The 25052-nt window shown below is 63.1% G+C and carries 22 protein-coding genes; 11 read left to right on the top strand and 11 right to left on the bottom strand.

Annotated features, from left to right (window positions below; translation table 11 throughout):
- Positions 1-89 precede the first annotated feature (89 nt).
- The 3 genes from CEY05_RS02475 (at position 90) to CEY05_RS02465 (ending at position 3185) form a co-directional block, all read left to right on the top strand.
- A complete protein-coding gene (locus CEY05_RS02475) occupies positions 90-1388 on the top strand; it encodes a voltage-gated chloride channel family protein (protein ID WP_088595799.1) in 1299 nt (432 codons plus the stop codon).
- Between the two features lie 15 nt (positions 1389-1403).
- Positions 1404-2177: an AraC family transcriptional regulator gene (locus CEY05_RS02470; RefSeq protein ID WP_088595798.1), complete on the top strand. Its 774-nt coding sequence runs from the start codon at positions 1404-1406 to the stop codon at positions 2175-2177.
- Positions 2178-2267: 90 nt separating this feature from the next.
- Positions 2268-3185 carry a DMT family transporter gene (locus CEY05_RS02465; RefSeq protein WP_088595797.1) on the top strand — a complete coding sequence of 306 codons (918 nt, stop codon included), beginning with the start codon at positions 2268-2270 and terminating at the stop codon, positions 3183-3185.
- Positions 3186-3216: 31 nt separating this feature from the next.
- Here the strand turns inward: CEY05_RS02465 and ggt are convergent, their stop codons facing one another.
- Both ggt and CEY05_RS02455 read right to left on the bottom strand, forming a co-directional pair.
- Positions 3217-4833 carry a gamma-glutamyltransferase gene (gene ggt / locus CEY05_RS02460; protein ID WP_088596197.1) on the bottom strand — a complete coding sequence of 539 codons (1617 nt, stop codon included), beginning with the start codon at positions 4831-4833 and terminating at the stop codon, positions 3217-3219.
- A gap of 9 nt (positions 4834-4842) precedes the next feature.
- On the bottom strand, positions 4843-5820 hold the full coding sequence (locus CEY05_RS02455) for a tripartite tricarboxylate transporter substrate binding protein (protein WP_088595796.1): 978 nt from the start codon (positions 5818-5820) through the stop codon (positions 4843-4845).
- A gap of 99 nt (positions 5821-5919) precedes the next feature.
- Here CEY05_RS02455 and CEY05_RS02450 point away from each other — a divergent pair, with 99 nt between their 5' ends.
- On the top strand, positions 5920-6864 hold the full coding sequence (locus CEY05_RS02450; protein ID WP_233161319.1) for a LysR family transcriptional regulator: 945 nt from the start codon (positions 5920-5922) through the stop codon (positions 6862-6864).
- Here CEY05_RS02450 and CEY05_RS02445 read toward each other — a convergent pair.
- The gene (locus CEY05_RS02445; protein WP_088595795.1) at positions 6852-7337 is read right to left on the bottom strand and encodes an Lrp/AsnC ligand binding domain-containing protein; all 486 of its coding nucleotides are present in this window, start codon (positions 7335-7337) and stop codon (positions 6852-6854) included. The genes CEY05_RS02450 and CEY05_RS02445 overlap by 13 nt on opposite strands.
- Before the next feature lie 131 nt (positions 7338-7468).
- Here CEY05_RS02445 and putA point away from each other — a divergent pair, with 131 nt between their 5' ends.
- Together putA and CEY05_RS02435 are read left to right on the top strand one after the other, a co-directional pair.
- Positions 7469-11251 (top strand): trifunctional transcriptional regulator/proline dehydrogenase/L-glutamate gamma-semialdehyde dehydrogenase, encoded by a 3783-nt coding sequence (gene putA, locus CEY05_RS02440; protein WP_088595794.1) that lies wholly within the window; start codon positions 7469-7471, stop codon positions 11249-11251.
- Between the two features lie 212 nt (positions 11252-11463).
- The gene (locus CEY05_RS02435; RefSeq protein ID WP_088595793.1) at positions 11464-12171 is read left to right on the top strand and encodes a YrbL family protein; all 708 of its coding nucleotides are present in this window, start codon (positions 11464-11466) and stop codon (positions 12169-12171) included.
- Here the strand turns inward: CEY05_RS02435 and CEY05_RS02430 are convergent.
- A complete protein-coding gene (locus CEY05_RS02430) occupies positions 12085-13308 on the bottom strand; it encodes a hypothetical protein (protein ID WP_143220257.1) in 1224 nt (407 codons plus the stop codon). The genes CEY05_RS02435 and CEY05_RS02430 overlap by 87 nt on opposite strands.
- 387 nt (positions 13309-13695) lie before the next feature.
- Here CEY05_RS02430 and CEY05_RS02425 point away from each other — a divergent pair, with 387 nt between their 5' ends.
- From CEY05_RS02425 to CEY05_RS02410, 4 genes are read left to right on the top strand one after another with little or no spacing between them, the layout of a single operon-like run.
- Positions 13696-14022, top strand: coding sequence for a helix-turn-helix transcriptional regulator (locus tag CEY05_RS02425; RefSeq protein ID WP_088595791.1), 327 nt, complete (start codon positions 13696-13698; stop codon positions 14020-14022).
- Positions 14023-14036: 14 nt separating this feature from the next.
- Complete coding sequence (locus CEY05_RS02420) at positions 14037-14549, top strand: arsenate reductase ArsC (protein ID WP_088595790.1); 513 nt, start codon at positions 14037-14039, stop codon at positions 14547-14549.
- A gap of 29 nt (positions 14550-14578) precedes the next feature.
- Positions 14579-15307 carry an arsenical resistance protein ArsH gene (gene arsH / locus CEY05_RS02415; RefSeq protein ID WP_088595789.1) on the top strand — a complete coding sequence of 243 codons (729 nt, stop codon included), beginning with the start codon at positions 14579-14581 and terminating at the stop codon, positions 15305-15307.
- On the top strand, positions 15307-16524 hold the full coding sequence (locus tag CEY05_RS02410) for an MFS transporter (RefSeq protein WP_088595788.1): 1218 nt from the start codon (positions 15307-15309) through the stop codon (positions 16522-16524). The genes arsH and CEY05_RS02410 overlap by 1 nt, the downstream gene beginning before the upstream one ends.
- A gap of 145 nt (positions 16525-16669) precedes the next feature.
- Here CEY05_RS02410 and CEY05_RS02405 read toward each other — a convergent pair whose 3' ends face one another.
- The 5 genes from CEY05_RS02405 to CEY05_RS02385 all read right to left on the bottom strand — a co-directional run bounded on the left by CEY05_RS02405 (position 16670) and on the right by CEY05_RS02385 (position 20636).
- A complete protein-coding gene (locus CEY05_RS02405; RefSeq protein ID WP_088595787.1) occupies positions 16670-16984 on the bottom strand; it encodes a hypothetical protein in 315 nt (104 codons plus the stop codon).
- A gap of 25 nt (positions 16985-17009) precedes the next feature.
- Positions 17010-18071: a succinylglutamate desuccinylase/aspartoacylase family protein gene (locus CEY05_RS02400; RefSeq protein WP_088595786.1), complete on the bottom strand. Its 1062-nt coding sequence runs from the start codon at positions 18069-18071 to the stop codon at positions 17010-17012.
- A complete protein-coding gene (locus CEY05_RS02395) occupies positions 18065-18994 on the bottom strand; it encodes a transporter substrate-binding domain-containing protein (RefSeq protein WP_233161318.1) in 930 nt (309 codons plus the stop codon). Before CEY05_RS02395 ends, CEY05_RS02400 begins: the two co-directional genes overlap by 7 nt.
- A 72-nt stretch (positions 18995-19066) precedes the next feature.
- Positions 19067-20329, bottom strand: coding sequence for a type II toxin-antitoxin system HipA family toxin (locus CEY05_RS02390; protein ID WP_088595784.1), 1263 nt, complete (start codon positions 20327-20329; stop codon positions 19067-19069).
- Positions 20316-20636 carry a helix-turn-helix transcriptional regulator gene (locus tag CEY05_RS02385; protein ID WP_088595783.1) on the bottom strand — a complete coding sequence of 107 codons (321 nt, stop codon included), beginning with the start codon at positions 20634-20636 and terminating at the stop codon, positions 20316-20318. Before CEY05_RS02385 ends, CEY05_RS02390 begins: the two co-directional genes overlap by 14 nt.
- A 306-nt stretch (positions 20637-20942) precedes the next feature.
- On the opposite strand from CEY05_RS02385, the gene CEY05_RS02380 reads away from it, so the two are divergent.
- Positions 20943-22439, top strand: a complete 1497-nt coding sequence (locus CEY05_RS02380) for a M81 family metallopeptidase (protein ID WP_088595782.1) — start codon at positions 20943-20945, stop codon at positions 22437-22439.
- Positions 22440-22772: 333 nt separating this feature from the next.
- Here CEY05_RS02380 and CEY05_RS02375 read toward each other — a convergent pair whose 3' ends face one another.
- Both CEY05_RS02375 and CEY05_RS02370 read right to left on the bottom strand, forming a co-directional pair.
- Positions 22773-23732 carry an NAD(P)-dependent oxidoreductase gene (locus tag CEY05_RS02375; RefSeq protein ID WP_088595781.1) on the bottom strand — a complete coding sequence of 320 codons (960 nt, stop codon included), beginning with the start codon at positions 23730-23732 and terminating at the stop codon, positions 22773-22775.
- Between the two features lie 12 nt (positions 23733-23744).
- The gene (locus CEY05_RS02370; protein ID WP_088595780.1) at positions 23745-24947 is read right to left on the bottom strand and encodes a mandelate racemase/muconate lactonizing enzyme family protein; all 1203 of its coding nucleotides are present in this window, start codon (positions 24945-24947) and stop codon (positions 23745-23747) included.
- Positions 24948-25052 lie beyond the last annotated feature (105 nt).

The raw sequence follows: 25052 nt of genomic DNA, 5'->3' as shown, positions 1-25052 counted from the left end.
CTGGCTTACGTCAGGGCTGTAGGCGTTCGCGTTTGTGCTGCGTTTACATCCTTGCCGTTGGTCAGCCCGTAATCACCGAGCTTCGACCAATGAACAGACTCTTCCGCTTCGAACCGCTTCAGCTTTTGCCTTACCTGGGCAAGTGGCTGGTCATCGCCAGTGCCGCCGCCGCGCTGGCCGGCTGCGCCTCGGCTTTTTTTCTTATTTCCCTCGATCACGTTACCGCCTGGCGCGTATCGCACCGGTGGGCGATCTGGCTGTTGCCTGTCGCGGGCTTCGCCGTGGGGCTGGCCTACCATTTGTTGGGCAAGCCGGTCGATGCCGGCAATAACCTGCTCATCGACGAGATCCACGATCCGAAGAAGGTCGTTCCGCTGCGCATGGCGCCTCTGGTGCTGGGCGGCACCATCGTGTCCCATCTATTCGGCGCGTCGGTCGGCCGGGAAGGGACGGCGGTGCAGATGGGCGGTGCGCTGGCGGACCAGTTGACGCATCTTTTCCGGCTGCGGCACGAGGATCGCCGCGTCCTGCTGATGGCGGGCATGAGTGCGGGATTCGCGTCGGTTTTCGGCACGCCGCTGGCGGGGGCGGTCTTCGGCCTGGAGGTACTGGCGATCGGCCGCATGCGCTATGACGCGCTATTCCCCTGCGTGGTGGCGGCCATCGTGGCCGACCAGGTGTGTCTTGCGTGGGGCGTTCATCACACGCCTTACGCCGTCACGGAATTCGTTGCCGTAGGGGCATGGAGCGTGTTGGCCGTAGTGGCCGCCGGCATTCTCTTTGGCTTGGTGGGCATGCTGTTCGCCAGCGTCACACACAGGCTGGGCGCTTTCGTGAAGCGTCGGATCAGCTACGCTCCGGCCCGTCCCGTGGTGGGCGGCATCGTGATCGCGACCGCCGTATGGGCCATGGACGGGTATCGCTATATCGGGCTGGGGATACCCGAAATCGTGCATGCCTTCCAGGCGCCTGTTCACCCGTGGGATTTCTTCGGCAAGCTCGTCTTCACCGTGGCTTCCCTGGGTACGGGCTTCAAGGGCGGCGAAGTGACTCCCTTGTTCTACATCGGCGCCACGCTGGGCAATGCCCTGGCACCCTTGTTGCATATGCCTTTGTCGCTGATGGCCGCCATCGGCTTCGTGGCGGTCTTCGCCGGCGCGGCCAACGTTCCCATCGCCACCACCTTGATGGCCATGGAGTTGTTCGGCGCGCAGATAGGCCCTCTGGCGGCCATCGGCTGCGCGACGGCTTTCCTGTTCTCGGGCCATACGGGCATCTATCACGCCCAGCGCATCGGCAATGGCAAGCATCGCCGTCACCGCATCGCCGTCCCCGAACATGTGCGCCTGGGGGAAGTTGCGGCTTTCCAGGGGGAAAAGGCGAAGTAGAATCGCCCGGTGGATATGAACCTGCCTGTGTCCCCGTCGCGACTCTCCCTTGCCGTACGAAGCTATGGCGAGGCGGCGCACGCCCACTCCCATGATTTTCAGCAGTTGGTGCTGCCCCTCCATGGCTCGATGGAAATCGAAGTCGGGGGCCGCGGCGCGCGGCTGGCACAGGGATGCGCGGCGTTTGTCCGCCAAGACATGCCGCATGCGCAGTGCAGCCGGGTGGAAAACCGGTTCCTGGTCGTCGACATTCCCACCGGGACGCTGGCCGCTGAAGCTACGGATCGATTGTCCAGCCGCCGTTTCCTTACCTTGTCGCCAGCCGCCGGGCACCTGGTCGACTTCATGGCGCTGTCGTTGAACGACGGCGCTGCCGACGTGCGCTCCGACGCCTGGCTCTCGCTGCTGCTGCAGTCACTCGGCGATGACACCGATGAAACCGGCGAGTCGGCTGGCCGCATGGAACGGCTATTGAGAGCCGTGAGGACGCGCCTCGGGCGATCGTGGACGGTGGCGGAAATGGCGGCAATGGCCGGTGTCAGCGCCAGTCGCCTGCATGTGCTGTTTCGACAAGCGTACGGCACCACGCCGCGCGCCTGGCTGGCCGATCAAAGGCTGCAGGAAGCCAGGCACAGGCTGGGCACCGGTACCATGTCGATCGCGGAGATCGCCGGCCGCGCCGGTTACTCCGACCAGACGGCGCTGACGCGCGCCTTCAGGCTGGCCACCGGCAACACGCCAGCCGAATATCGCAGGCTTCAACGCGAGCTTCTGTCAAGGAAGCAGTAGTCCTCGTCAAACACTGACGGTGCCGGCCGGATATTCTTGCGGGCCGTTGGGAGCGTTGATGTGAGTGGGTCGAAAACCGCGATTGGAGTCATGTATGGCGCAGCAGCCGGCGCATTGTGGGGATTCGTCTTCCTGGCGCCGGAACTCGTGCGCGATTTCAATGCGCTTTATCTAACGGCAGGGCGCTATCTGGACTTCGGCCTGATCGGCGCGCTCCTGCTGCTGCGCCGATGGCACAAGGTCCGCGGCACGTTTTGCCGCGGTGACCTGTGGGTCATTACCCGGCTGTCGTTCGTCGGCAATATCCTCTACTACGTGTTCGTGGCGTTTGCCGTGAAACTGTCCGGCATTGCGATGACATCCTTGATCATCGGTTTCCTGCCGGTGGCCGTGACCATCATAGGCAGCCGGGACCGGCACGCCGTCCCCTTGCGCGATTTGAAACGCTCGCTGGGTCTTTGCGCGGGTGGGGCGATTTGCATCGGTTGGCAGGCGGTCGCCACGCCCAGCGTCGGCAGCGTGGGGCAGACCCTGCTGGGCCTGCTTTGCGGGATCGGGGCCCTCGCTTCCTGGACCTGGTTTGCCGTCACCAACAGCCGCTGGCTGGTGAAGCTGCCCCACGTGTCGGCGCACGACTGGAACCTGGTGACCGGCCTCGTGACCGGGCTGCTTGCGCTATGCCTGGTGCCGGTGGCGGTCGCCGTGGACCACGGTCCCCATACGGCGCATGCCTGGGGCCGGCTGGCAGCCGTTGCCTTGGTCGTCGCGCTATTTGCTTCCATCTTCGGCAACGCCTGCTGGAACCGGATGAGCCGGCTGCTGCCGCTGACGCTGGTCGGGCAGATGATCCTGTTCGAGACGCTCTTCGCGCTGATCTACGGCCTGGCGTGGGAAAGACGCTGGCCCCTGTGGAGCGAAGCGCTGGCGTTCGCGATGGTCGTCGGCAGTGTCGTGTCCTGCCTGGCGGCGCACAGAAGATTCCGCGCGCCGCCAGCCGGCACGGACTAGAGCTGGCCGCCCACCGTGTGCGGGAGTCCCCTCAGGCGTACAGAGCGGCGCCGTCGCGGCCCGGGTCGGCGGCGCCGTCGAGCCGGCCCTGGCTGTCGATATGCACGGCGTGGACCCAGCCGATGGTGTAGCCGAAGGGATTGCGGGCGATGCCATAGCCGTCGGCTTCCAGTTCCCGCGTCACGTAGCGCGGGATGCGGTTGCACACGTCGATCAGATCGCTGGTCGACGAGAAACGCGGCGCGGCGACTGCGTCGAGGATGGGCATGTCGAAGTCGATGACGTTCAGTATCGTCTGCACGACCCCCATCGCGATCTGCGTCCCACCCGGTGCGCCCAACACGATCTCCGGCTTGCCATCCTTGAACACGATGGTCGGGCAGGAGGACGTGAAACGGGCCTTGCCCGGCGCGATGCTGCCGGCGCGGCCGGGGCGGGGATCGAAGACCCCCATGCAGCCGTTGTAGAGGAAACCCAGTCCCGGCGTGATCACCCCCGAAGGCATGGCGAGGGAATGGGTCAGCGCCACGCAATTGCCGTCTTTGTCGACGACGGACAGGTGCGTCGTGTCCTTGGGCTGGGCGCCGCCGGGATTCAGGCGCGGCACGCTAGCCTTCTCGCCCGCGCGGATGCGCTCGGCACAAGCCTTGGCGTATTCCTTGGCCAGGATCCGGTCCAGGGGGACGTCGACGAACGCCGGATCGCCGATGTGGGTATCCTTGTCCGCCGTCGCCCGTTTCATCGCTTCGCAGACCGTCTTGATATAGGCGGGGCCGTTGTGCTCCAGGCTGCGCAAGTCGAAGTTTTCGAGGATGTTCAGCATCTCGATCAGCATGGCGCCGCCGCCCGGCGGCTGGTTCGTCGTGATCTTGCGATCCCGGTACGTACCCATCAGCGGCTGCGTGAAAGTCGGGGCGTAGTTGGCCAGGTCCTCCAGGCTGAGTATGCCGCCTTGCGCGCGGATGTCATCGACCATGCGGCGCGCGAGATCGCCGCGGTAGAAGGAATCGATGCCGTCGCGAGCGATCAGTTCCAGCGTATCCGCATAGTCGGGATTCTGGATGGGCGTGCCTATCGTCTTCGGCCGGCCGTCCGCGCGGCAATACAGCTTGCGGCCATCTTCCGAATAGGCCAGGCGTTCCAGGTTGCCGGCGCGCCCGGCCAGCGGCTCATCGATCCAGAAGGTGTACATGGCGGGCCGCACGAAGTAGCCGTCGCGGGCCCATTGGATCGCCGGCGCCACCACCTCGGCCCAGGGCAGGCACCCATGGCGTTCGTGCATGCGCTTCAAGCCCATCAGGGTGCCGGGCACCGCGATGGACTGCGGTCCGATGTCATTGACGCGGCCCTTCAGCACGAAGCCGAAGCCGTCGCGGGCCTCGCCTTCGAGCAGGTGTTCCCACATGTCGGGACGCGCTGCGCCGGGGGCGGGCGCATGGAAGTCCACGTATTCATGCCTGCCAGTCCGCGGGCTGTAGACCGTGCCGGTGCCGAAGCCGGCGATACCGCACATCAGCGGATCGACCACCGTCTGCGCCAGCGCGCACGCCACCGCGGCGTCCACGGCATTGCCGCCGGCGCGCAGGATTTCGATGCCGGATTCAGCCGCTTCGGGTTGGGGGCATACCACCATGCCATTCTTGTTCATCGTCATCCCTCAGTTCACGGTCAGCTTCAGGTCGCCGATGGCCTGCTGCCACTTGGCGGTGTCCTGCGCGGTGTACTTCATCAGGTCGGCCGGTACGCTGGGCATCGGAATGGCCTGGGTGGCAGCCAGCTTTTCCTTGACGGCCGGGTCTTGCAGGAATTTCTGCGTGGCGGCATTCAGCTTGGCGATGGCCTCCGGGGGAGTCCCTTTCTTCGCCGCGATGCCGCTCCAGCCGATGTTCTCCAGGCCGCTTACCCCGACTTCGGCGGCGGTACGGACGTCAGGCAGTTCCGCGACGCGCGAGGAATTGAACACCAGCAAGGGCTTCAGCTTACCTTCCTTGATCAAGGGCAGGGCGGTGCTGAGCACGGGCGCCATGATTTCCGTGGTCCCGCCAACGGTGGCCATGACGCCATCGGGCTCGCCCCGGAAGGGAATGTGCAGCATCTTGAAGCCGGCCTGCTTCATCAGCATCTCGATGACGAGATGGGTGGAGTTGCCATTGCCGGAGGAGGCGAACGTCACTTTTTCCGGGTTGGCGGCAGCGGCCTGCTTCAGCGCTTCATAGCTGTCGAGGCTCGACTTCGGCGATGCCACCAGCACGAAAGGCACGGTCGTAAGCATGGCGACACCGTCGAAATCCTTCTCGGGAGAGTAGGCCAGCGGCTTGTACACGAATTTGTTCAGCACCATCTGCGACACGCCCGCCATGAACAGCGTATAGCCGTCAGCGGGCTGGGCCAGCGTCGCTGAAACCGCAATGGAACCGCCCGCGCCGGGACGGTTCTCCACCACGACTGGCACGTTCAGCGTCTTGCCGACGTTCTCGGCCCACATACGCGCCAGATTGTCCGTTCCGCCGCCTGCCTGCTGCGACACGATCAGGCGGATGGCGCGGGCAGGGTAGTCAGCCGCATACGCGCTGGCCGGGCCCGCGACCATGATCATCAGGGGCAGGGCGGTGCGCAAGCTGGCATAAAATTTCATGGGAGTTCCATATGAAAAGAGATATGGAGCGAAATTCTATATAGCGCTGTGCCCTGGGTGCGCACGCAAAGTACATGAAATTTCAATGAAGAGAGTTGAGTGATTACTCATACTTTGAAGACTGATGCCGTGAGCTGGGCGCGCCGGCTGAAGATCCGCCATCTCGAATATTTCCTGGTATTGAAGAACGCGGGCACCTTGTCCGAGGCCGCCCGCCGGCTGCACATGACGCAATCGGCCATGTCCCATTGGCTGACGGAACTGGAAGATCTGCTGGGTGCGCGGCTGGTCGTGCGAGGCCGGCGCATACGGCTCACCGGCGAGGGCGAGGCCTTGCAACGCCTGGCTACGCGCATGCTGGGCGACGTCGTACGCACGCACGAGGAACTACTGTCCCTGGCGGAAGGCGCGCCCGCGAGCTTGAACATCGGCAGCGTCACGGCGGGAATCGCCTACCTGCTGCCGGGCGCGATCTGCCGCTTCCAGGAAGATCAACCGGACGTGTCCATCCACGTGACGGAAGCGCCGTTTTCGCCGTTGCTGGACAGGCTTGCCACGCGCGACCTGGATATCGTCGTCGGCTCGATGGATGGCCGAGCCTATGCGCCGGGGCTGGCGCACGAGGTGCTGTTCGAGGACAGGATCGTCGTCATCGTAGGCGCTGCGCATCCCTTGGCGCAGGTTGAAAAACCGGTCTGGGCGGATCTGGTCGTGTATCCGTGGATCATGCCGGAGAAGAACACGCTGATGCGGACTCGCCTGGACACCGCCTTGCTCGAGAATGGCGGGGCGGGCGTGCGGCCGCGCATCGAGACGGCGTCCGTGGTCACGATCGAGACGCTGTTGCGGCAGACCCAATACGTCGCCGTATGTTCGGCATCGCTGGCGAAGCATCTGCAGGAACTTGGCCTGGTACGTGTGCTGCCCTTGTCGACGGGATTCGGCCCCGTCGGGGTGGTGTACAGGGAAGACGATAGCCGGGCTGCGACGCAGGCCTTCATCGGAATGCTGCGGCGGCAGGCCGAATCGATCTACACCGCGTAGGTCAGGTCCAGCCACATCGAACTCTTGACCTCTTCCATCACGGCATAGGTGCGCGTCTCCCTGATTCCGGGGAGTTGCCAGAGTACGCGGCCGGCGAAAGCCCGGTAACCGGCCATGTCTTCATGGCGGGTCTTCAGCAGGTAGTCGAAGCCGCCGGCCATCATGTGGCACTCCATGATCTCCTGGCGATCCTGCACGGCCAGTTTGAATTCCTCGAACACGTTGGGCGTGGTGCGGTCCAGCAGCACCTCGACGAACACCAGGAATCCCGCCTTCAGCTTGTCGGGATTGAGGCGCGCCTCGTAGCCCAGGATGTATCCGTCGCGCGTCAGCCTTTGCACGCGGGCCAGTACGGCGGTCGGCGACAGGGATACCTCCTCGGCCAGCCGGGTGTTGGGAATACGCCCGTCTTTCTGCAGAAGGTCGAGGATTTTTACGTCGATTCGATCGAGCGGAGTGTCGGCGCTGGCCATGGCTTCCTCATGGAATGAGTCTTTCACTAAATAGTGGCTTAATTATGGTCAGAAATTCGAGATATTCCAACCGATAATCGCGGAAACGTCGGTCTAAGGGCCGATTTATTGACGATTGGACTATCCTCGAAATGCTCGACACTGTCATTCCTTCCGCCGCGGACCTGCCGCGCGCCGACAACCCTTATGCCCATGTGACCCCGCTGGAGGCGCGCGACGCCTTGCGCGACGCCATCACCACGGCTTGGCGCCGGCCGGAGACCGAGGCGGTGCCCTGGCTGCTGGAACGCGCGCGCCTGCCGCAAGACATGTCGGAGCGGGCCCGCGAGCTGGCGATGCGTGTCGTGCGCGCCTTGCGCGAGCGCAAGGGGGCAGGGGGCAAGACCGGACTGGTGCAAGGCCTGCTGCAGGAGTTTTCCCTGTCCTCGCAGGAAGGCATCGCCTTGATGTGCCTGGCCGAGGCGCTGTTGCGCATCCCCGATACGGCAACCCGCGATGCGCTGATCCGCGACAAGGTCAGCAACGGCAACTGGAAAGACCACGTCGGACGCGGCGGTTCCACTTTTGTGAACGCCGCGGCCTGGGGCCTGCTGGTCACGGGCAAGCTCGTGTCCGCCCATAACGAGAAAGGCCTTGGCGCGGCCTTGCGCCGGCTGGTGGCCAAAGGCGGTGAACCCTTGATCCGCAAGGGCGTCGATGTGGCGATGCGCATGATGGGCCAGCAGTTCGTCACCGGCGAAACCATCGCCGAGGCCCTGCAGCACGCCAAGCCCCTGGAAGACAAGGGCTTCCGGTATTCCTACGACATGCTGGGCGAGGCCGCCCTGACCGCGGCTGACGCGCAGCGCTACCTGGCCGATTACGAGCAGGCGATCGAGGCGATCGGCCGGGCGTCCAACGGCCGCGGCGTCTACGAAGGCCCCGGCATTTCCATCAAGCTGTCCGCGCTGCACCCGCGTTACAGCCGGGCCCAGGTCGACCGCGTGCAGGCCGAGCTTTATCCCGTCGTGCTGCATCTGGCCCGCATGGCGCGAAGCTATGACATCGGCTTGAACATCGACGCGGAGGAAGCGGATCGCCTGGAGTTGTCGCTCGATCTGCTGGAGCGCCTGTGCTTCGAGCCGGATCTGAAAGGCTGGAAGGGCATCGGTTTCGTCATCCAGGCGTATCAGAAGCGTTGCCCCTACGTGATTGACTACGTCATCGACCTGGCCAAGCGCAGCGGCAAGCGCTTGATGATCAGGCTGGTGAAGGGCGCTTACTGGGACAGCGAGATCAAGCGCGCACAGATCGACGGCATGGACGAATATCCCGTCTACACGCGCAAGCCGTACACGGACTTGTCCTACATTGCCTGCGCGAAGAAGCTGCTGGCCGCGCCGGAACAGATCTATCCGCAGTTCGCGACACATAATGCGCAGTCTTTGGCGACCATCTACGAGCTTGCCGGTCCGGACTCCTATCGCTCGGGCCAGTTCGAATTCCAATGCCTGCATGGCATGGGCGAGCCCCTGTATGAGCAGGTCGTGGGGCAGGTCAAGGAAGGCAAGCTGGGACGGCCTTGCCGCATCTATGCCCCGGTGGGCACGCACGAAACGCTGCTGGCGTATCTGGTGCGCCGCCTGCTGGAAAACGGCGCGAATACTTCCTTCGTGAACCGCGTGGCGGACCAGGCGATTGCGCTGGAAGAACTGGTCAGCGACCCGATCACGCTGATCGAAGCCATGGCGCGCAAGGACGGGCAGCTGGGCTTGCGCCACGCGGGCATCCCCGCGCCTGCCGGGCTGTATGGCGCCGGGCGTCCCAATTCGCAAGGGCTGGACCTGGCCAATGACCAGGTGCTGGGCGATCTGGTGCAGACCCTGCGCGATGTCGCGGACAGCAAGATCGTGGCGGGGCCCATGGTGGCCGACGCCGCGATGCAGGCGGTCGATGCCGCGGCCATGCCTGCGCAGGATGTGATCAACCCCGCCCGGCACGATGACCTTGTCGGCACGGTCCACCAGGCCGACAAGGCCACGGTGGACGCGGCAATCCGCGTGGCGCACGACTATGCGCCCACCTGGGCCGCGGTGCCGGCCGCCGAGCGTGCCGCCATGCTGGAGCGCGCGGCCGACGACATGCAGTCGCTGATGCAGTTCCTGATCAACACCCTGGTGCGCGAAGCGGGCAAGACCTACGCCAATGCGGTTGCCGAAGTGCGTGAAGCGGTGGATTTCCTGCGTTTCTACGCAGCGCAGGTGAGGGCGGGTTTCCAGAATGACAGCCATCGTCCGCTGGGTCCGGTCGTGTGCATCAGCCCCTGGAACTTTCCCCTGGCCATCTTCAGCGGCCAGGTGGTGGCCGCGCTCGCCGCCGGCAACACCGTGCTGGCCAAGCCCGCGGAGCAGACGCCCCTGGTGGCGGCGCAAGCCGTGAAGATACTGTGGGACGCCGGCGTGCCGCGCGAGGCCGTCCAGTTGCTGACGGGCGCGGGCAGTGTGGTTGGCGCGCAGTTGACCGACGACGACCGGGTGCAGGGCGTCATGTTCACCGGTTCGACGGAGGTCGCCCGTATCCTGCAACGTACCCTGGCCCGCCGCGTGAGTCCGCGTGGCACGCCCATCCCCCTGATCGCCGAGACCGGCGGGCAGAACGCCATGGTGGTCGATTCGTCGGCGCTGACCGAACAGGTTGTACAGGACGTCCTGATCTCGGCTTTCGACAGCGCGGGCCAGCGTTGTTCGGCCTTGCGCGTGCTCTTCGTGCAGGAAGACGGCGCCGACCGCTTGATCACCATGCTCAAGGGCGCCATGGCTGAACTGAAGCTCGGCAACCCGGTGGAGATCGCCAACGACGTAGGGCCCGTCATCGATGCGGAGGCCCGTGACAGCATCAATGGCCATATCGAAACGCTGCGCGCCAAGGGATGCCAGGTACATCAGCTGTGCTTCGGTGGCCTTGCCGCGAAGCTGGATGCCGAGGCGCTGGGGACGTACATTGCGCCCACGCTCATCGAGCTGCCCGATCTCGCCGAACTGAAGCGGGAGGTCTTCGGACCCGTACTGCACGTGGTGCGTTATCGCCGCGAACAACTGGATGACGTGCTGGCGCAGATCCGCAATACGGGCTATGGCCTGACCATGGGCTTGCACACGCGGATAGACGAGACCGTGGACCACGTCGTGTCTTCGTCGCATGTAGGCAATTTCTACGTGAACCGCAATACGGTGGGTGCGGTGGTCGGCGTGCAGCCCTTCGGTGGCGAAGGCTTGTCCGGGACGGGGCCCAAGGCGGGCGGTCCGCTGTATCTTTACCGGCTGCTGGCCACGCGTCCCGATGCGGCGCTGGCGCGTCCTTTCGGCATGGACGTGCCGGAAGCGTTGCTGCAGGCTTCGCAGGCGGCCAAGGATCTGGCGGAATGGGTGCGCCAGAATCCGCGTTTGGCACCGGCCCGTGCGGTCATGCCTTTCTTCGGCGGCAGCAGCTTCGTGTTGGCGGGCCCGACCGGAGAGCGCAACGTGTACAGCGTGGTGCCGCGCACCGCCGTATTGAGCGCGGCTGACGATGACAACGACCGCATCATCCAGCTGACGGCCGTGCTGGCGACGGGCGGGCGCATGGTCTGGGATGCGCGCGACCAGGCCGCCAAGGCGCTACACGCACGGCTGCCGCAAACCGTGCGCGGCAGCGTGATCCTGTCCAACGATGCCAACGGGGAAGTCTTCGATGCCGTCCTGCATCATGGCGATGAAGCGTCCCTGCGGGAGTTGCAGGCGCGGCTGGCCCGACGCGACGGGATGATCGTCAATCTGATCAGCCTGCCATCCGGCGATTGCGCCGTTCCGCTGGAACGCCTGGTGACGGAGCGGTCGCTGAGCGTGAACACGGCCGCGGCGGGCGGGAATGCCAGCTTGATGACGATGGAAGGCTGACGGGAGCACGGAGCCGTTGAGGCGGACGGGTGATGGGGACGGTGAGGGCGATCCTGCTTCATAGTTCTCGTGAAATATTCGTCGAATCACTCGTCCCTATTGCTCATCACTCATCGACAGTTGCTCGTTGCACACACAAATTTTGCAGCAGGGTTGTCACATATCAGCGGATACCGTAAAAGGAAAATTCACTATTTCGTCATAATTCAGTCATGCAGATGGGAACTCTGGAGCAGCGCCGGGATTTAACGTCGGGTGAAGCCAAGCTCTCCCTCATAGAAAAGATCGGCGTCGGCAACGACCGCGAGGTCTGGCGCCATCCTTACCGTCACACCTGGGGCGTCAAAGTCGCCAAGCCCCAGCATGGCCGTGAGCAAAACGCGATCGATCTGCACTACAGCATGCACCTGGAGCATCTTGGCATCGTCAGCCACCACTTGCCGCGCGCACATGGTTTAGTTGAAACCGATCGGGGCACCGGACTGGTCATCGACCTTGTGCTGCAGCCCGACGGGACCACCTGTCCCAGCCTCGCACAAGCCCTGCGCAGGGGATTGGTCAGCGAGCTTGAAGCGATAGGATTGGTCCACGAGGCGTGCGGGTGGCTGGAACGAAGCGGCGTCATGCTCGCCGACTATGGCGTGCACAATTTCCTGGTCAGGTTTCCGTCCGACTCCGAACGTCCCCATCTCGTGTTCATCGACGGATTGGGCACCCGGCATCTCGATTTCAAGTATTGGGCTCGCTGCACCTTCACAGCGCTGGAGCGTTGGACCGCCCGTCAGAAGGCCCACGCCTTCCGTGATAAGACATTGAGTCTGATAAACGATCGTTCAAGCAAGCTTTGGCATTCGAAGAAAAGCCTCCACATCCCGCTCGGACGCAGCGAGGGTGCCGCCTGTATGACAGAACAACGTTAGCGGCAGCCGCCCGCCGACGACCTGCTCGATATAGACGCCATACATCGCCTCGATGACGTCCCGCGCCATTTCCAGCTTGCGCTCATGGATGATCTCGGGCGTGCAAACCGCCACGATCAGGCGCTCCGGCCGCGGTGCCAGTGCGCTGCATAGACGATAGGCGGCGATACGGCGAAAAGGTTCCGGTGTACTGAGCCGGACATTGCGGACGAAATAGTCGTAAAAGTAGCGATCGAGCAGCAGCGGCTTGCCCCAGCCCGTCAGCAGGCGAGACAGGGTAAAACAAGTCCAGGCAGTCGGAAGGACGAGCCACAGCATCTTTTCATCGCGGACGTTGCGGGGATCGCGCTGCACCAGATGGTGCAAAGGGCGGCGGAAAATGCGCTTGAACCGCTGATGTCGAAACTGCTTGCCCTGAGATCCTTGCTTGATGCTCTCGATCAGCGCGCCCTTGCCACTGCCGTCGGGCCCGACGACGGCAGTGGTACGCCAGGACGGCCAGTGCAGGGCAGTCCTGGCACGCCAGGCCAGCCGCTTCAATGCGATCGCCGCGGGAGAGGACACCACGATGCCGTGCGCGCGTAAATAATGGTCTGCCGTCCGCCGGGCATCGGCCAGGGTGAGGGCGCCTGAACGAAGACCTTCCAGCACATCGGACAACTCCGGGACTGCGCCATTGTGTGCCGAGAAATAAGCCAGGCGCTCCGCCACCATGGGCCGATCGAGCGCTTTCTTCTTATGGTGCAGATGCAGCAGGAACAGGGCCGCGAGCAAAGCCTCGCGCCCCTGCGCATTCAGCTTTTCATACTCGGCATAGGCAACTCCTGCTCGGGTCAGATGGCCGCCGCGCTCTTGCGTCCGCAATTCCGCGTGCGTCCACATTTCCACGATGACGCGGCGGCCGGCGTCGCCGAGCAATTCGGCTTGCCGCTTGAACGGCGAGGTCTGGCGCAAGGCGAAACTCACGCCGGCATCGCGGCAGATGGTGAACAGGGCGTGCACGATCTCGTCAAACCTGGCCCCGTCTACCAGGAAATCGAAGTCGCCGTCGAACACGGTGGCCGGGTCCAAGGTCCGGGGGCGCAGCATGACCCAGGGAATGCTTCCAGCGGCGCCGGCCTCGATCAGCATTGCCATTGCCCGGGCGCATGCGGCGGCGCTTTCGCCATTAGCGGAGGCAGAGGCGGAGGTGGCCGGCGGTGGCGGGTTAAGGTTGGCCTGATCTCTGGCGGGCACTCAATTCATCCAAAAAGCAGCGACTTGTGCGAAAGGGATGGAATATCACCTTCGAGCCGTCAAATTTTCATTCAATCATCGCCGCCAGGATACTCGTTCAGCTCGTGAAATTACCTTGAGAGCTGAAATCGTTCATCTAGCGGCAAGGTAATATCGCCCCGGCAATTACGCTATGTCCCCTAATTCTTTCTGGATGCAGATAGGCGGGGCGCGCTGATCCCGGCCACCAGGGACTTTGCTTTCTTGTAAGGCTTGCCTATGATTCAATGATTCTTGTATTATCGAATCATGAATGAACATCAGGCCGTCTCAGCCCTCGGTGCCCTTGCTCACCCCCAACGGCTTCGCGTCTTTCGCGCGCTGGTGGTGGCCGGTGAGCCGGGACTCAATCCGAGCGTCATCGCGGAGCAACTGGGCATTGCTCGCAGCGCGCTGTCTTTTCACCTGAAAGAACTGGCGCACGCCCAGTTGGTGACCGTTGAACAGCAGGGGCGCAACATGATCTACCGCGCCAACTACACCTGCATGAATGGTCTGCTGGGCTATCTGACGGAGCACTGCTGCGAAGGCGCGGCGTGCGAGGCGTCCACCGCCGGCGCATGCGTCGATTGCTAGAAGCCAGGAATCCCATGTCAACCACCGCCGCATCCGTGTCCTGCAACGTCCTCTTCCTCTGCACAGGGAACTCCGCCCGTTCGATCCTGGCTGAAGGTTTGCTCAATGGCCTGGCCAACGGGCGCTTCCATGCCTATTCGGCAGGTAGCCAGCCAAAAGGTGAGGTGCATCCGATCGCCCTGACGACGCTGGGAGAACTTTCCTTGCCGACCGATGGCTACCGCAGCAAGCGTTGGGACGAATTTGCCGGCGCAGGCGCACCCCATATGGATGTCATCATCACGGTCTGCGACAACGCGGCCAGTGAGGTGTGCCCGATCTGGCCAGGCCACCCCATGACGGCCCATTGGGGCGTCCCCGATCCGGCCGCGCAGGAAGGCACGCCGGAGGAAAAACGTCAGGCATTTCATGACGCGGCGCGAGCGCTCAAACGCCGCATCGAGATGTTCCTGTCGTTACCCATCGAGCGGCTGGACGCAATATCGCTGCAGACCGCGCTGCGCCAGATCGGTCAGACGCAACAGTAAACCGGATGCAGTATCCGCCAGATTTCCCCATGACCGACGCCGTGAACCCCACCATCCCTGACTTGCCCAATCTCGACGGCGATCTGGCCGACCTGGACATGCTTGGCCGATTGTCCCAGGCCGACGGCCGTGCGCCAAAGATACTGTTGCTTTACGGTTCCTTACGCGAACGTTCCTTCAGTCGTTATGCGACGGAAGAGGGCGCGCGCCTGCTGCGTGCATTCGGCGCCGAAACGCGTATCTTCGATCCTGCAGGGTTGCCGTTGGCTGACGGTGCGCCAGAGGACCATCCGAAAGTGGCCGAGTTGCGCGAGCTGGTGCTGTGGGCGGAGGGTATGGTGTGGTGTTCGCCAGAGCGCCACGGCGCAATGACTGGCCTGATGAAGACGCAGATCGACTGGATTCCGTTGAGCATGGGCGCATTGCGGCCCACGCAGGGCAAGACGCTCGCGGTCATGCAGGTCAGCGGCGGCTCGCAGTCGTTCAATGCGGTCAACCAGATGCGCGTGCTGGGCCGCTGGATGCGGATGTTCACCATCCCGAACCAATCGTCGGTTGCCAAGGCATGGCAAGAGTTTGACGACGACGGTCGCATGAAACCCTCTGCCTACTATGACCGTATCGTCGATGTCATGGAGGAACTGGTGAAGTTCACCTTGCTTACGCGTGATGTCGCCCCGTACCTGGTGGATCGCTATAGCGAGCGCAAGGAATCCGCCGAAGCGCTGTCCAGGCGCGTCGACCAACGGTCGATCTGATGCGTCTCAGTAATCGCCGCAGCATTATCCTGGCGCTGGGAACCACGCAGACGCTGGCCTGGGCATCTAGCTATTACTTGCCCGCCATGCTTGCGGCTTCGATGGCGAACGACCTCGGGGTCACCACGCCGACGATTTTCGCCGCTTTTTCGTTCGCACTCCTGGTTTCAGCACTGGTAGGCCCATCTGCAGGACATGCGATCGATCGCTGGGGCGGACGGCCGGTGTTGATGGTCACGAACCTCATTTTTGCCGCGGGGCTTGCCAGCCTGGCGGCGGCGCAAGGGCCATTGACGCTCTTTTTGGCTTGGGCCTTGCTCGGCATAGGCATGGGTAGTGGTCTCTATGAAGCGGCGTTCGCCGCCTTGGTACGGCTTTACGGACAAGACTCACGTAGTGCGATCTCCGGTATCACGCTGCTGGCGGGATTTGCCAGTACAGTGGGTTGGCCCTTGTCTACATATATGGAACTGCACTGGGGATGGCACGGGGCGTGCCTGGCGTGGGCTGGCTTGCATCTGATTTTGGCGCTACCGCTCAACGCCATGTTGCCTACGCCAGCACAGGGAGGCATGCGGCCAGTGCCAGCGGGATCCAAGGCCGCAACGACCAGCGCATCGGCGCCAGTAGAAGCGCCCGGAACCATATGGCCGTCGACCCTGCTTGCGGTGGTCTTTGCCGTAACCTGGTTCACAAGCACGGCCATGGCCGCGCATTTGCCGTCGGTCTTGATGGCAACGGGGGCCAGCCTGGCGGCTGCAGTGGCTGCTGGCGCCTTGGTCGGTCCCGCGCAGGTGGCCGCACGGATCGCTGAATTCACGCTGCTGCGCAAGACGCATCCTTTGTTGTCGGCCAAACTGGCCAGCCTTGGCCATCCGATAGGGGCCGCGGTACTGCTTGCCCTGGGTGCTCCGGCTGCCTCGGCTTTCGTACTTCTGCATGGCGCCGGTAACGGCATCCTGACGATTGCGAAAGGCACGCTGCCGCTGGCCATCTTCGGGACACGCGGTTATGGCTTGCGGCAGGGCGTGCTGATGGTTCCGGCCAGGCTGGCTCAAGCATCCGCACCGTGGCTATTCGGCGTGTGCATCGACCGTTGGGGCGCCGGCGCGCTGTGGGTGACCGTAGCGCTGGGGCTTTGCAGTTTCCTGGCGCTGGCGATGCTCAGGATCCCGGCAGAGCGGCTCCATGAGGGCCGAGTGGATGCCGTTCGCTAAATGCCAGGGTTCGGCACAAGAGTGGGCGATGTGGCGGCAAAGGCGCAAAGGCCCGAACGACTGGTTCCTGATAACGGATGGTGCAGAAGGCCGGATAGCCTTCATTCGCTCCATTCAAGACTTTACATAATATACATTATGCGTCTTAAGGAGGTTCCAAGGAGGGGATGCCATAACGGTCGATGAACTGCGATTCCCCCTGCGCGCCAAGCCCTTCGCGAGTACGCGACAGTTCCCGGTAATTGGCCACCGCAAGAACGCCGAAGTCGATGCCATTCCGGTTCAGGTGGTTGTACTCGGTCAGCAGCGTCAGCGACGTACCCTGGTGCTTGTCCCAAGTAAGCGCAGGTGCGATGGACCTTGAGCCATACGACGCATTGTCCCTGAACGTCGAGTTGCTTTCGCCCCAGGCGTTCAGGCGGAAGCTGACCTCATCACTGAGCACCCGATTCAGGTCCACGCGGCGCGCAGCTACCAGAATGGCTTTACCCCAAGGGTCTGCGTTCGCTGGCAAGCTGGAATATGCAGTCGCCGCGCCTGACCTGCGCCAGCACCCGCTTGCAGACGACCTCGCCGTCGCCGGGAAAATGGACGGTCTGCGGAGGTTTGCCTGGCGTATCAGGAAAATGGATCAATGCCGCCGGATCTCCTTTGCGCACCTTAGCGCCAAGTTCGACCAGCGGCTGGTGCACGCCATTGTCGTACGCGTAGACGTAATGGGCGTTGCGGTCTATCGCCATCAAACGCGCCTGGCAGGGCGGCGCTGGCGGGACCATGGCGCCATGCAGTACGCCGATATAGCCCAGCAGATGCAACAAGCCGTGCATGCCCTGCTCCACCAACGCCGGATCGACGCCGCCCCCGCCGCCCAGTTCGGTCAGGAAGCAGATGGCGCCCTGCCGGCGGGCCGCCGCCGTTACGTTGACGGAATTCGGCTGGTAGAGAAAAGCCTTGGGCAGGCCGAAGGCCTTCAGCAGTCCCGTCACGACCGTCTCTTCCTGGGCATCGCGCGGCTCCAGGCCCATCATGTTGGCACCGTCGTAACGCAAGGACGAGCCGCCCGAGTGCAGGTCCACCATGTATTGTGAGCGGGCCAGCAAGACGTGTTCGATGTAATGGGCAATCACCTGGGACGGCGTGCCGGCGGCATCGCCAGGATATAGCCGGTTCAGGTTGCCATCGTCGATCGGCGACGTTCGTGTGCCCGCTTCCCCGGCCGGCGCGTTCGCCATGGGCAGCAAAATCAGCTGGCCCTTCAACATATCCGGTTCGATCTCGCGGATCAGGCGCGACACGATGATCTGCCCTTCATATTCATCGCCATGCGTGCCCGCGCTGATGATGACCGTGGGGCCCTCGCCATTGCGTATGGACGCGATCGGTATGGGTATCCAGCCATAGGCGGACCGATGCACGGAATGCGGCAGGCGCAGATAGCCCAGATGCTTGCCATCCGCATCGAAGTCGATTTCGGACTTGATGGGCGTCGAGACGGCCACCGGTTTGGCCAGATTCTTGGCTGTCGTGGGGGTTTCCTGCTTCACCATGCCTTGGTTGCCTTCTTCATATTTCCGACCATGTCGTAATCCGCGCCCACGTATTTGTGGCCCAGTTTCTGTAGCGTCCCATCGGCAGCCATTTCTTCCAATGCCTTGTCCATGGCTTTGCGCAATGCGTCCGCCCCTTTGGGCACGATCGCCGCGCCAAGCGAATAAACCAGGGGCTCGCCAACCGGCTTGATGGGCAGTTTGTTGACGGTACGCACGCTGTTTCCATGTACGTAGGAATCGATCACGGAGTCCAGGCGGCCGCTGATCAGATCGTTATAGAGAAAGCCGCCACCCTCGTAGGTTCGTATTTCGGAATCGGGCAGGTTGCGACGGGCCCACAATTCGTTGGAGGTGCCGGCGCTGACGCCCACGCTGCGGCCCTTCAGGGTGGCGGCGTCATGGATATCCTGGTTCTTCTGGCCTACCCATATGCGGAAATCCTGTACGGCGTAGGGAACGGTGAAGTCGACGATCTTCTCGCGATCGGGGGTCCTGGCCAGGCTGTTGACGACCACGTCGTACTTTTTCGTGTTGATGCCTTCGATGAAGTTCTTGAACTTGTCGGCGATGAATTCCACCTTGGGAATGCCGATGCGCCTGAACATTTCCTGCGCGACGGCGACGTCATAGCCGTCGGGCTTATTGTTAGCGTCCAGAAAGCTCCATGGCGGACTGGTCTGGGTATTGGCGACGCGCACGGAGCCTTGTTTGAGTAGCGCGTCGAGCGAAGTGTCGGCGGCATGCGCAGCGGACGGCAGCGCAAGGGCGGACGAAAATACGGAGGCAACGGCAGGCGCAAGCAGCAAAGCCCGCGCGAATTTCTTCCATCCAGGCATGGCATGACTCCCCTTGAGTCGAATGTTTGAGCAAACATCTTTGTTATCCGGGGATATTCTTGACTGCGCCGGTGCTGCGAACAAGCAGGCGGTTCTAGTTGCCCTATAAGCGCTGCTTATAGCCTGCGGCCTGCATTTAGCGCAGATAGGTATCGGTCATGGCGCCAGGAGCTTTCGAGTCTGCGCAATACGCTCGGACATCAGGGCGCGCAGCGAGTCATCGAGCATAGGTTCGATCTCCTGGTAGGTATCGACGAACCTGGCAACGAGACCGTCGATCCGCTCCTTGGCCTGAGCCTCGGACGAAAATCCGAATGCCTTCCAGTCCGCGAGCGCTGCGCTGCGGCTGATTTCCCTCTTTCCGCGCGACATCCGCATGGCCAGCCGATCAGGTGTGAAATCCACGTTCGGCACGACGTCATAGGCCGGCGCGATCCGCCATCGTTGCCTGGACGCCTCGAATACAACGGCATGGTTCCGAGGATGGTCGTCATCGTTGCCGATCAAGGCGTTGAATAACATCCGATCGAAAAGTTCGAGTGCATCGTCGCGATGCGCACCAATCTGGATCAGCGTGTGGGCAAGGTCAGGATATGTCCAGGCAGGTTGATCAGTCCCCCCGCCCTGTGCTGGATACTCGGTCTGCAGGAGCGACGCTGCACTGAGGGTCAGCAGACGGCGCCCATCCTGGCGGTCGAATCGTCTTGAGAGAAACAGGCTCAGTGGCGATGTTTCGCCTTGCGGGATCAGGCGGCTCTCCGCGAAATTCAGGCCAGCGAGAGTGCCCCAAACCTGCATGGCGTGTTCCAGACGAGGAAGATCTTGGGTGTCGGACGCCAGAATGGGTTTGACCAACCAAAAGGCCCCGCCGTCCTTTGCAGCTTCCCTGACTACAGCTTTGGGGCGTGCGCCGCCCATACTTGGCGTTGCAAGCAATTTACGCCGTAGCTCCGGACGAACCGCAGGCCGGTGCATTTGCATCGCCTGAAGTTCCGTTGCCAGATCCTGGATGAGCGAAATTGGCGGCGTAGAGAATTGCGCGACGGGGGCCTTTTTCGCTGTGCCGACCGCAATCGCGCCCCACCGATCCGAATTCCCAGCGAGCATCAGGTAGTCGAGTTGAGGCGCGGAATCACTGATACCGTATTCGCGTTGAATCAACGCCCTTCCCCACGCGTCCGGACAGGCATCGCGCAAGACATCATGAAGGCCACCATATCGAGTCGCTGGGTACTCCAGGTTGGCCGCGAGAGGAAGGTTGACGGGGTCTAGACTCCATGACAAGCCCGCATCCAGATAACTCGGCGCGTACTGGAATAGACCAATACCAGTGTCGCCGCGGCGATAGCGTCCGATCGTCACCCAGGAGCCGTTGTCGGGCCTTTGAAGATAGATGAAAATCGGCTTAGAAGTAGTCATCGTCTTTGGTGGTTTTCGGCGCTCTTGATCGCGGGCTTTCCGAGCCCAGCTGTTCGCCAGGATGCGGGATGGCCATATCGAGTACGCCGAGCGCGCTCAGTGCCGACAGATAGCTTCCAACGCTCACGGCTGGGTCCCCTGCCTCGATGCGCCGCAGCGTACTCAATGAGATTCCGATCCGCTCACAAAAATTGCCGGCGGTCACTTTCGTTCGCACTCGCTGTGTGCGAACGATCCTGCCCCACTGGGCAAGCCTGGAGACCGCTCCGGCGCTCAAGAAGGGATCGACGACGATCTTTTTTGGCATTTCCCGGCATTCATAGATAAAGTTTTAACACTGATAATACATTTTCTATGAACACTTTCATGTTGCGACCCTACCACAGACAAAAACAGGGTGCTCGCGCCCTGGCATGGCGCTGCCCGAGCTCCGTTCTAATTAAAGCAACGCTCGCTTGATGAATCTCTAATTGCTGTTGACCTCCCTCGTCTCTAGAATTTTTCCCAGATGAGGGGCGCCGGTTCACGCAAAAGGCTTCGGTCCTGCCACAGATGAACCAGGCAGCGCGGAACTGATCGCCGACCCGCAACAAAGACCGCTGGAGCAACGAGCATGCGTATCGCAGTACTGCAGTTCACCCATGAAACGGTCACCTTTTTGCCCAATGACACGACCCTCGACGATTTCACTTATGCCGGCTCGCCGGTGGGCGGCGAAGCCCTGCTGAAGACGGATCCCAAGGGCTATATGGGCGGTTTCGTCCAGGTCGCCCGGGAGTACGCCGACGTCGTACTCGTCGGCATTACCTCGCCGCTGTTTCCCAAGACGGGCACCGGCTCGGGCTGGATCACGGAGGAAGCCTTCGAGCACTTCTCCGCCATCATGCTGAAGGAACTGGCCGAGCAGGGCCCGTTCGACGGCGCCTTCCTGGCCTTGCATGGCGCCGCCGCCGTGCGTGGCGTGGCGCGTCCCGAAGCGGAGCTGGCGCGTCGCGTCCGCGGCGTCATTGGAGCGTCGGCCTTCATCAGCGCCACCTTCGACCCGCACGGCAATGAAGACGAGCAGTTCCTCAAAAGCGCCAACATGGCCTTCTGCGTCAAGTATTTCCCTCACTACGACATGCACCTGCAAGGCGAGCGTGCCGCACGCATGCTGGTGCGCGCCATCCGCAAGGATTTCGTGCCGACCAATGCCATCATTCGCGTCCCCATCATCGCGCCCACCGTGTTGATGTGGACCGGTGCATCGCCTTGGTCCAACCTGGTCCAGCGCGCCTTGACATGGGAAGCACGCGAGCCGGACGTGTTCGTCAACGTGTTCTTCGGTTTTCCATGGGCCGACGTGCCCGACGCGGGCATGACCATACAGGTATTGACCAACGGCAACCCGGCGCTGGCCAAATCGATCGCCGAGGACATGGCGAACTGGGCGTGGCGCAAGCGCGAAGACCTGCTGAACACCACGAAGATCCATGACATGGCTGCTGGTGCGCGGCTCGCGGCCGAGGCGGTGGCCGCAGGCAAGGGGCCGGTCACCCTGGCGGACTCCAGTGACCGCTCCGGCTACGCGACCTGGCTGCTGAGCGCGATTATCGAGCAAAAGCTCAAGCGTACGCTGATCGCGACGCTCGCTTCGTCCAAGGAAGTACAGGCACTGGACCAGTCCGGTGCCAAGGCGGGCGACGATTTCGACATGGAGGTAGGCGGCCTGGTCGACGAGTCGGCGGGCCCAGCGGTTCGTATCAAAGGCAAGATCCTGGGCGTACGCCCGGCCACCGCCGGGCGCTTCCGCGCCCAGAACTGGTACCTGATCTCCTTCGGCGAAGGCAATGTGCTGATCCTCAGTCCGTACCTGGTGCAGATTCAGGAGCCGACCGATCTCTGGGCGCTGGCCCTGTCACCGGAGGATTTCGACGTCGTTGCCATCAAGTCGCGTGTCCACTTCCGGCGCGGCTTCGACGACAGCGGATATTCACCCACCATACTCATCGTCGAGCCATCCGAAGCCTTCCTGGGCACCGTCAAACTGGAGGGGCTGGACTATCGGCACTTGAAGTTGGCGGACTACTACCCCTACGGCGACCCAACCTTCGATTGCAAGGTGCTATAGAGTGCCCGTCAACGCTCAAGCTTGCGGGGAAAACTATCGCCGATTTCGCGCATGGGACGTTCGATCTCGTCCAGAGGATGGCATGGAGTTCGCGGATCAGGACCTGGTTCAGTGCCGCCTGGCCCCTCTCCTCCACTCTCAGCGCCCCATGGCTGAATGCCCGCATGGAATCCAGGGTGATGTCCGCGTCCAGGTCTGCGATGACGCTGGCTTCATCCCCCTGGGATGAGCACGTGGCACGAAGGCACGTCGTAACCTTTAATAAGGAGAGTCTTATTAAAGGATAAGGCACCTAAGCTTTAATAAGGATGGCCTTATTAAAGCTTGGCAGCGTCACCCAGCCGCCTTCAGCACATGCACCAATGGCGTGCCCGCCTGCAAGGCGCGGATGTTGGCGGCGATGACGCCGTAGCGGCGTTCCAGCAGTCCCGGCGTCAAGGCGGACAGATGCGGCGTGCCGCGCACATTGGGCAAGGCGTGCAAAGGCAGGCGTGCCGGCGTCACCGACGTTTCGCCGGCGGCGGGATAGCGATACCAGACGTCGAGCACCGCCCGCCCCAGCTTGCCGGTGCTGAGCGTGTCGTACAGCGCGGCTTCGTCCACCACTTCGGCGCGCGCCACGTTCACCAGCAGGCCTTGCGGCCCCAGCGCCCGCAGCGCCGCATCCCCCACCCTGCCCCGCGTGTCGTCCGTCAACGGGCAGCACAGCACCAAGGCGGCGCAGCGGCTTAGTACCGTTTCCAGTTGCGGCGTCTGCACCACCTCATTCGGCGCCACTGCCGACTTCACCTGGCCGCTGCGGGTGACCGCGATGACGCCCATGCCCAGCGCCTGGACACGCAGGGCGATCTCTTCACCGATGTGTCCATAACCGAGGATGGCGACGGTATTGCCGCAGGCTTCGCGGTGATAAGGCCGATCCGCGTAGACGGCGGGCCAGGCTTTTTCGTCCAGCGTCGCCGGCAGGCGCCAGGGCTCCAGGAAATGTTCCAGCAAGGCATGCACGACATATTCGGCGATGGGGATCTCGTGTCCGTGGACGTTGCACACCTGGCAGGCGGCGGACACGGCATCCAGCGCGATGGCATCCACGCCGGCGCCGGGCACCTGCACCAGGCGGCCGCTGAAGCGTGCCGCCTCGTCCGCCGTCAGGCGATTGCTAACCAGCACATCGGCGTCGATGGGGCCTTGCGCCGGCAGCGTCTTGGCGGCCTGTACATCGAAGCCGGCGCCCAGCAATGCGGCGAGCCGCGGCGCATTGGGGGCATGCAGCCCCGCGACCAGGATTTTCATGAAGTGCGTTCCTTAATTCAGGTTGCTGAGGCGTACGGTCAGGTCGGTACGCGCCTTGAAGGCATCGGTGAGGCGGGTGCCCAGGCCATGCCCACGCGGCGGCTGTGCGATACCGGCCTGGATGTCGGGCAGATCGGTGACCAGGTCCCGGTACCACGTGGCGAGCGTGGCGCGCACCACTTCCTGGTAGATCGCGGTGGATGCGTGCAGCGCCAGATGCAGGCCGGCCATCAGGGCCACCGGGCCGGTGCAGTCGTGCGGTGCCAAAGGTTTCGCATAAGCCTGCGCCAGCGCGGCGATCTTGCGCGCCGTGGTCAGGCCGCCGCACCAGCACAGGTCCAGCATGACCACGTCCAGCGCGTCGGCGGCCAGCAGGTCGCGGAACACCGGCAAACCGGCCAGGGATTCGCTGCCGCAGATAGGCGTGCGCGTGCGGCTGCGCAGGTCGGCCAATGTATGCACGTCATCCATCTTCGAGATCGGATCCTCGGCCCAGAATACGCCGTAGTCCTCCAGCGCCTGGCAGATGCGCAGCGCGGCGTGGTTGCCCCAAAGCCCGTGCATCTCGCACATGACCTCGATGTCGTCGCCCACCGCTTCGCGCACGCGCTTGAAGGGTTCCAGGCCCCGCTTCAAGTCGGGCAGGCTGATGACCTGGCCCTGGGTTTTCGGTGCGTAGATGTCGAAAGGCCAGATCTTCATGGCGCCATAGCCTTCGTCGCGCAAGCTTACCGCCAGCGCACCGGCATCGCGCATGAACGCGACCTGGTCGTCGTAGGGACCGGCCGCGACATCGTTGCCGCCGATGTCGCGACGCTTGCCGGTGGAGTTGTAGGCGTAACCGGCGCAGGTGTTGTAGACAGGAATGGTGGGCCGCGCGGCGCCGCCAAGCGCCTGGTACAGCGGCACGCGCTGGCGCTGCCCGGCCAGGTCCCACAAGGCGATGTCCACCGCGCTGGCGGCGCGGACTTCGGCGCCCGAGGCGTTATAGCCGACATAGGGCAAGGTCAGCAGGCTGTTGATGCCCTCGATGGCGGAAGCGTCGCGCCCCAGCAATTGCGGCGCGATCTCGGTATGGATGACGGTCTCCACGGCGGCGGCGCCGCGGAACGTCTCGCCCAATCCGGTCAGGCCCTCGTCGGTATCGATTTCAAGCCAGATCAGGCTTGGCCGGTCGGGCAGGCGGTAGGTGCGCAAGGCGGTGATGATGGACATGGAAATGGCGCCTGGTAGGTTGATGCAGCTTTACAAGGTGGCTAGTTTGCGCAAAGCTGTAAAATCTGTCAATTCCGAGGCGGGCCGCTGCCTCTTGCCGCCTGC

This window comes from Achromobacter sp. HZ34 (assembly GCF_002209485.1).
GTDB lineage: Bacteria > Pseudomonadota > Gammaproteobacteria > Burkholderiales > Burkholderiaceae_B > Bordetella_C.
The sequence above is the reverse complement of the archived record's forward strand: the minus strand, read 5'-3'. Positions and strand labels throughout refer to the sequence as shown.

What these genes read in the sequence shown, in the direction of transcription:
- CEY05_RS02475 (WP_088595799.1), top strand. Translation starts at nt 90, where the DNA reads ATGAACAGACTCTTCCGCTTCGAACCGCTTCAGCTTTTGCCTTACCTG.
- CEY05_RS02470 (WP_088595798.1), top strand. Translation starts at nt 1,404, where the DNA reads ATGAACCTGCCTGTGTCCCCGTCGCGACTCTCCCTTGCCGTACGAAGC.
- CEY05_RS02465 (WP_088595797.1), top strand. Translation starts at nt 2,268, where the DNA reads ATGTATGGCGCAGCAGCCGGCGCATTGTGGGGATTCGTCTTCCTGGCG.
- ggt (WP_088596197.1), bottom strand. Translation starts at nt 4,833, where the DNA reads ATGAACAAGAATGGCATGGTGGTATGCCCCCAACCCGAAGCGGCTGAA.
- CEY05_RS02455 (WP_088595796.1), bottom strand. Translation starts at nt 5,820, where the DNA reads ATGAAATTTTATGCCAGCTTGCGCACCGCCCTGCCCCTGATGATCATG.
- CEY05_RS02445 (WP_088595795.1), bottom strand. Translation starts at nt 7,337, where the DNA reads ATGGCCAGCGCCGACACTCCGCTCGATCGAATCGACGTAAAAATCCTC.
- putA (WP_088595794.1), top strand. Translation starts at nt 7,469, where the DNA reads ATGCTCGACACTGTCATTCCTTCCGCCGCGGACCTGCCGCGCGCCGAC.
- CEY05_RS02435 (WP_088595793.1), top strand. Translation starts at nt 11,464, where the DNA reads ATGCAGATGGGAACTCTGGAGCAGCGCCGGGATTTAACGTCGGGTGAA.
- CEY05_RS02430 (WP_143220257.1), bottom strand. Translation starts at nt 13,308, where the DNA reads ATGGCAATGCTGATCGAGGCCGGCGCCGCTGGAAGCATTCCCTGGGTC.
- CEY05_RS02425 (WP_088595791.1), top strand. Translation starts at nt 13,696, where the DNA reads ATGAATGAACATCAGGCCGTCTCAGCCCTCGGTGCCCTTGCTCACCCC.
- CEY05_RS02420 (WP_088595790.1), top strand. Translation starts at nt 14,037, where the DNA reads ATGTCAACCACCGCCGCATCCGTGTCCTGCAACGTCCTCTTCCTCTGC.
- arsH (WP_088595789.1), top strand. Translation starts at nt 14,579, where the DNA reads ATGACCGACGCCGTGAACCCCACCATCCCTGACTTGCCCAATCTCGAC.
- CEY05_RS02410 (WP_088595788.1), top strand. Translation starts at nt 15,307, where the DNA reads ATGCGTCTCAGTAATCGCCGCAGCATTATCCTGGCGCTGGGAACCACG.
- CEY05_RS02400 (WP_088595786.1), bottom strand. Translation starts at nt 18,071, where the DNA reads ATGGTGAAGCAGGAAACCCCCACGACAGCCAAGAATCTGGCCAAACCG.
- CEY05_RS02390 (WP_088595784.1), bottom strand. Translation starts at nt 20,329, where the DNA reads ATGACTACTTCTAAGCCGATTTTCATCTATCTTCAAAGGCCCGACAAC.
- CEY05_RS02385 (WP_088595783.1), bottom strand. Translation starts at nt 20,636, where the DNA reads ATGCCAAAAAAGATCGTCGTCGATCCCTTCTTGAGCGCCGGAGCGGTC.
- CEY05_RS02380 (WP_088595782.1), top strand. Translation starts at nt 20,943, where the DNA reads ATGCGTATCGCAGTACTGCAGTTCACCCATGAAACGGTCACCTTTTTG.
- CEY05_RS02375 (WP_088595781.1), bottom strand. Translation starts at nt 23,732, where the DNA reads ATGAAAATCCTGGTCGCGGGGCTGCATGCCCCCAATGCGCCGCGGCTC.
- CEY05_RS02370 (WP_088595780.1), bottom strand. Translation starts at nt 24,947, where the DNA reads ATGTCCATCATCACCGCCTTGCGCACCTACCGCCTGCCCGACCGGCCA.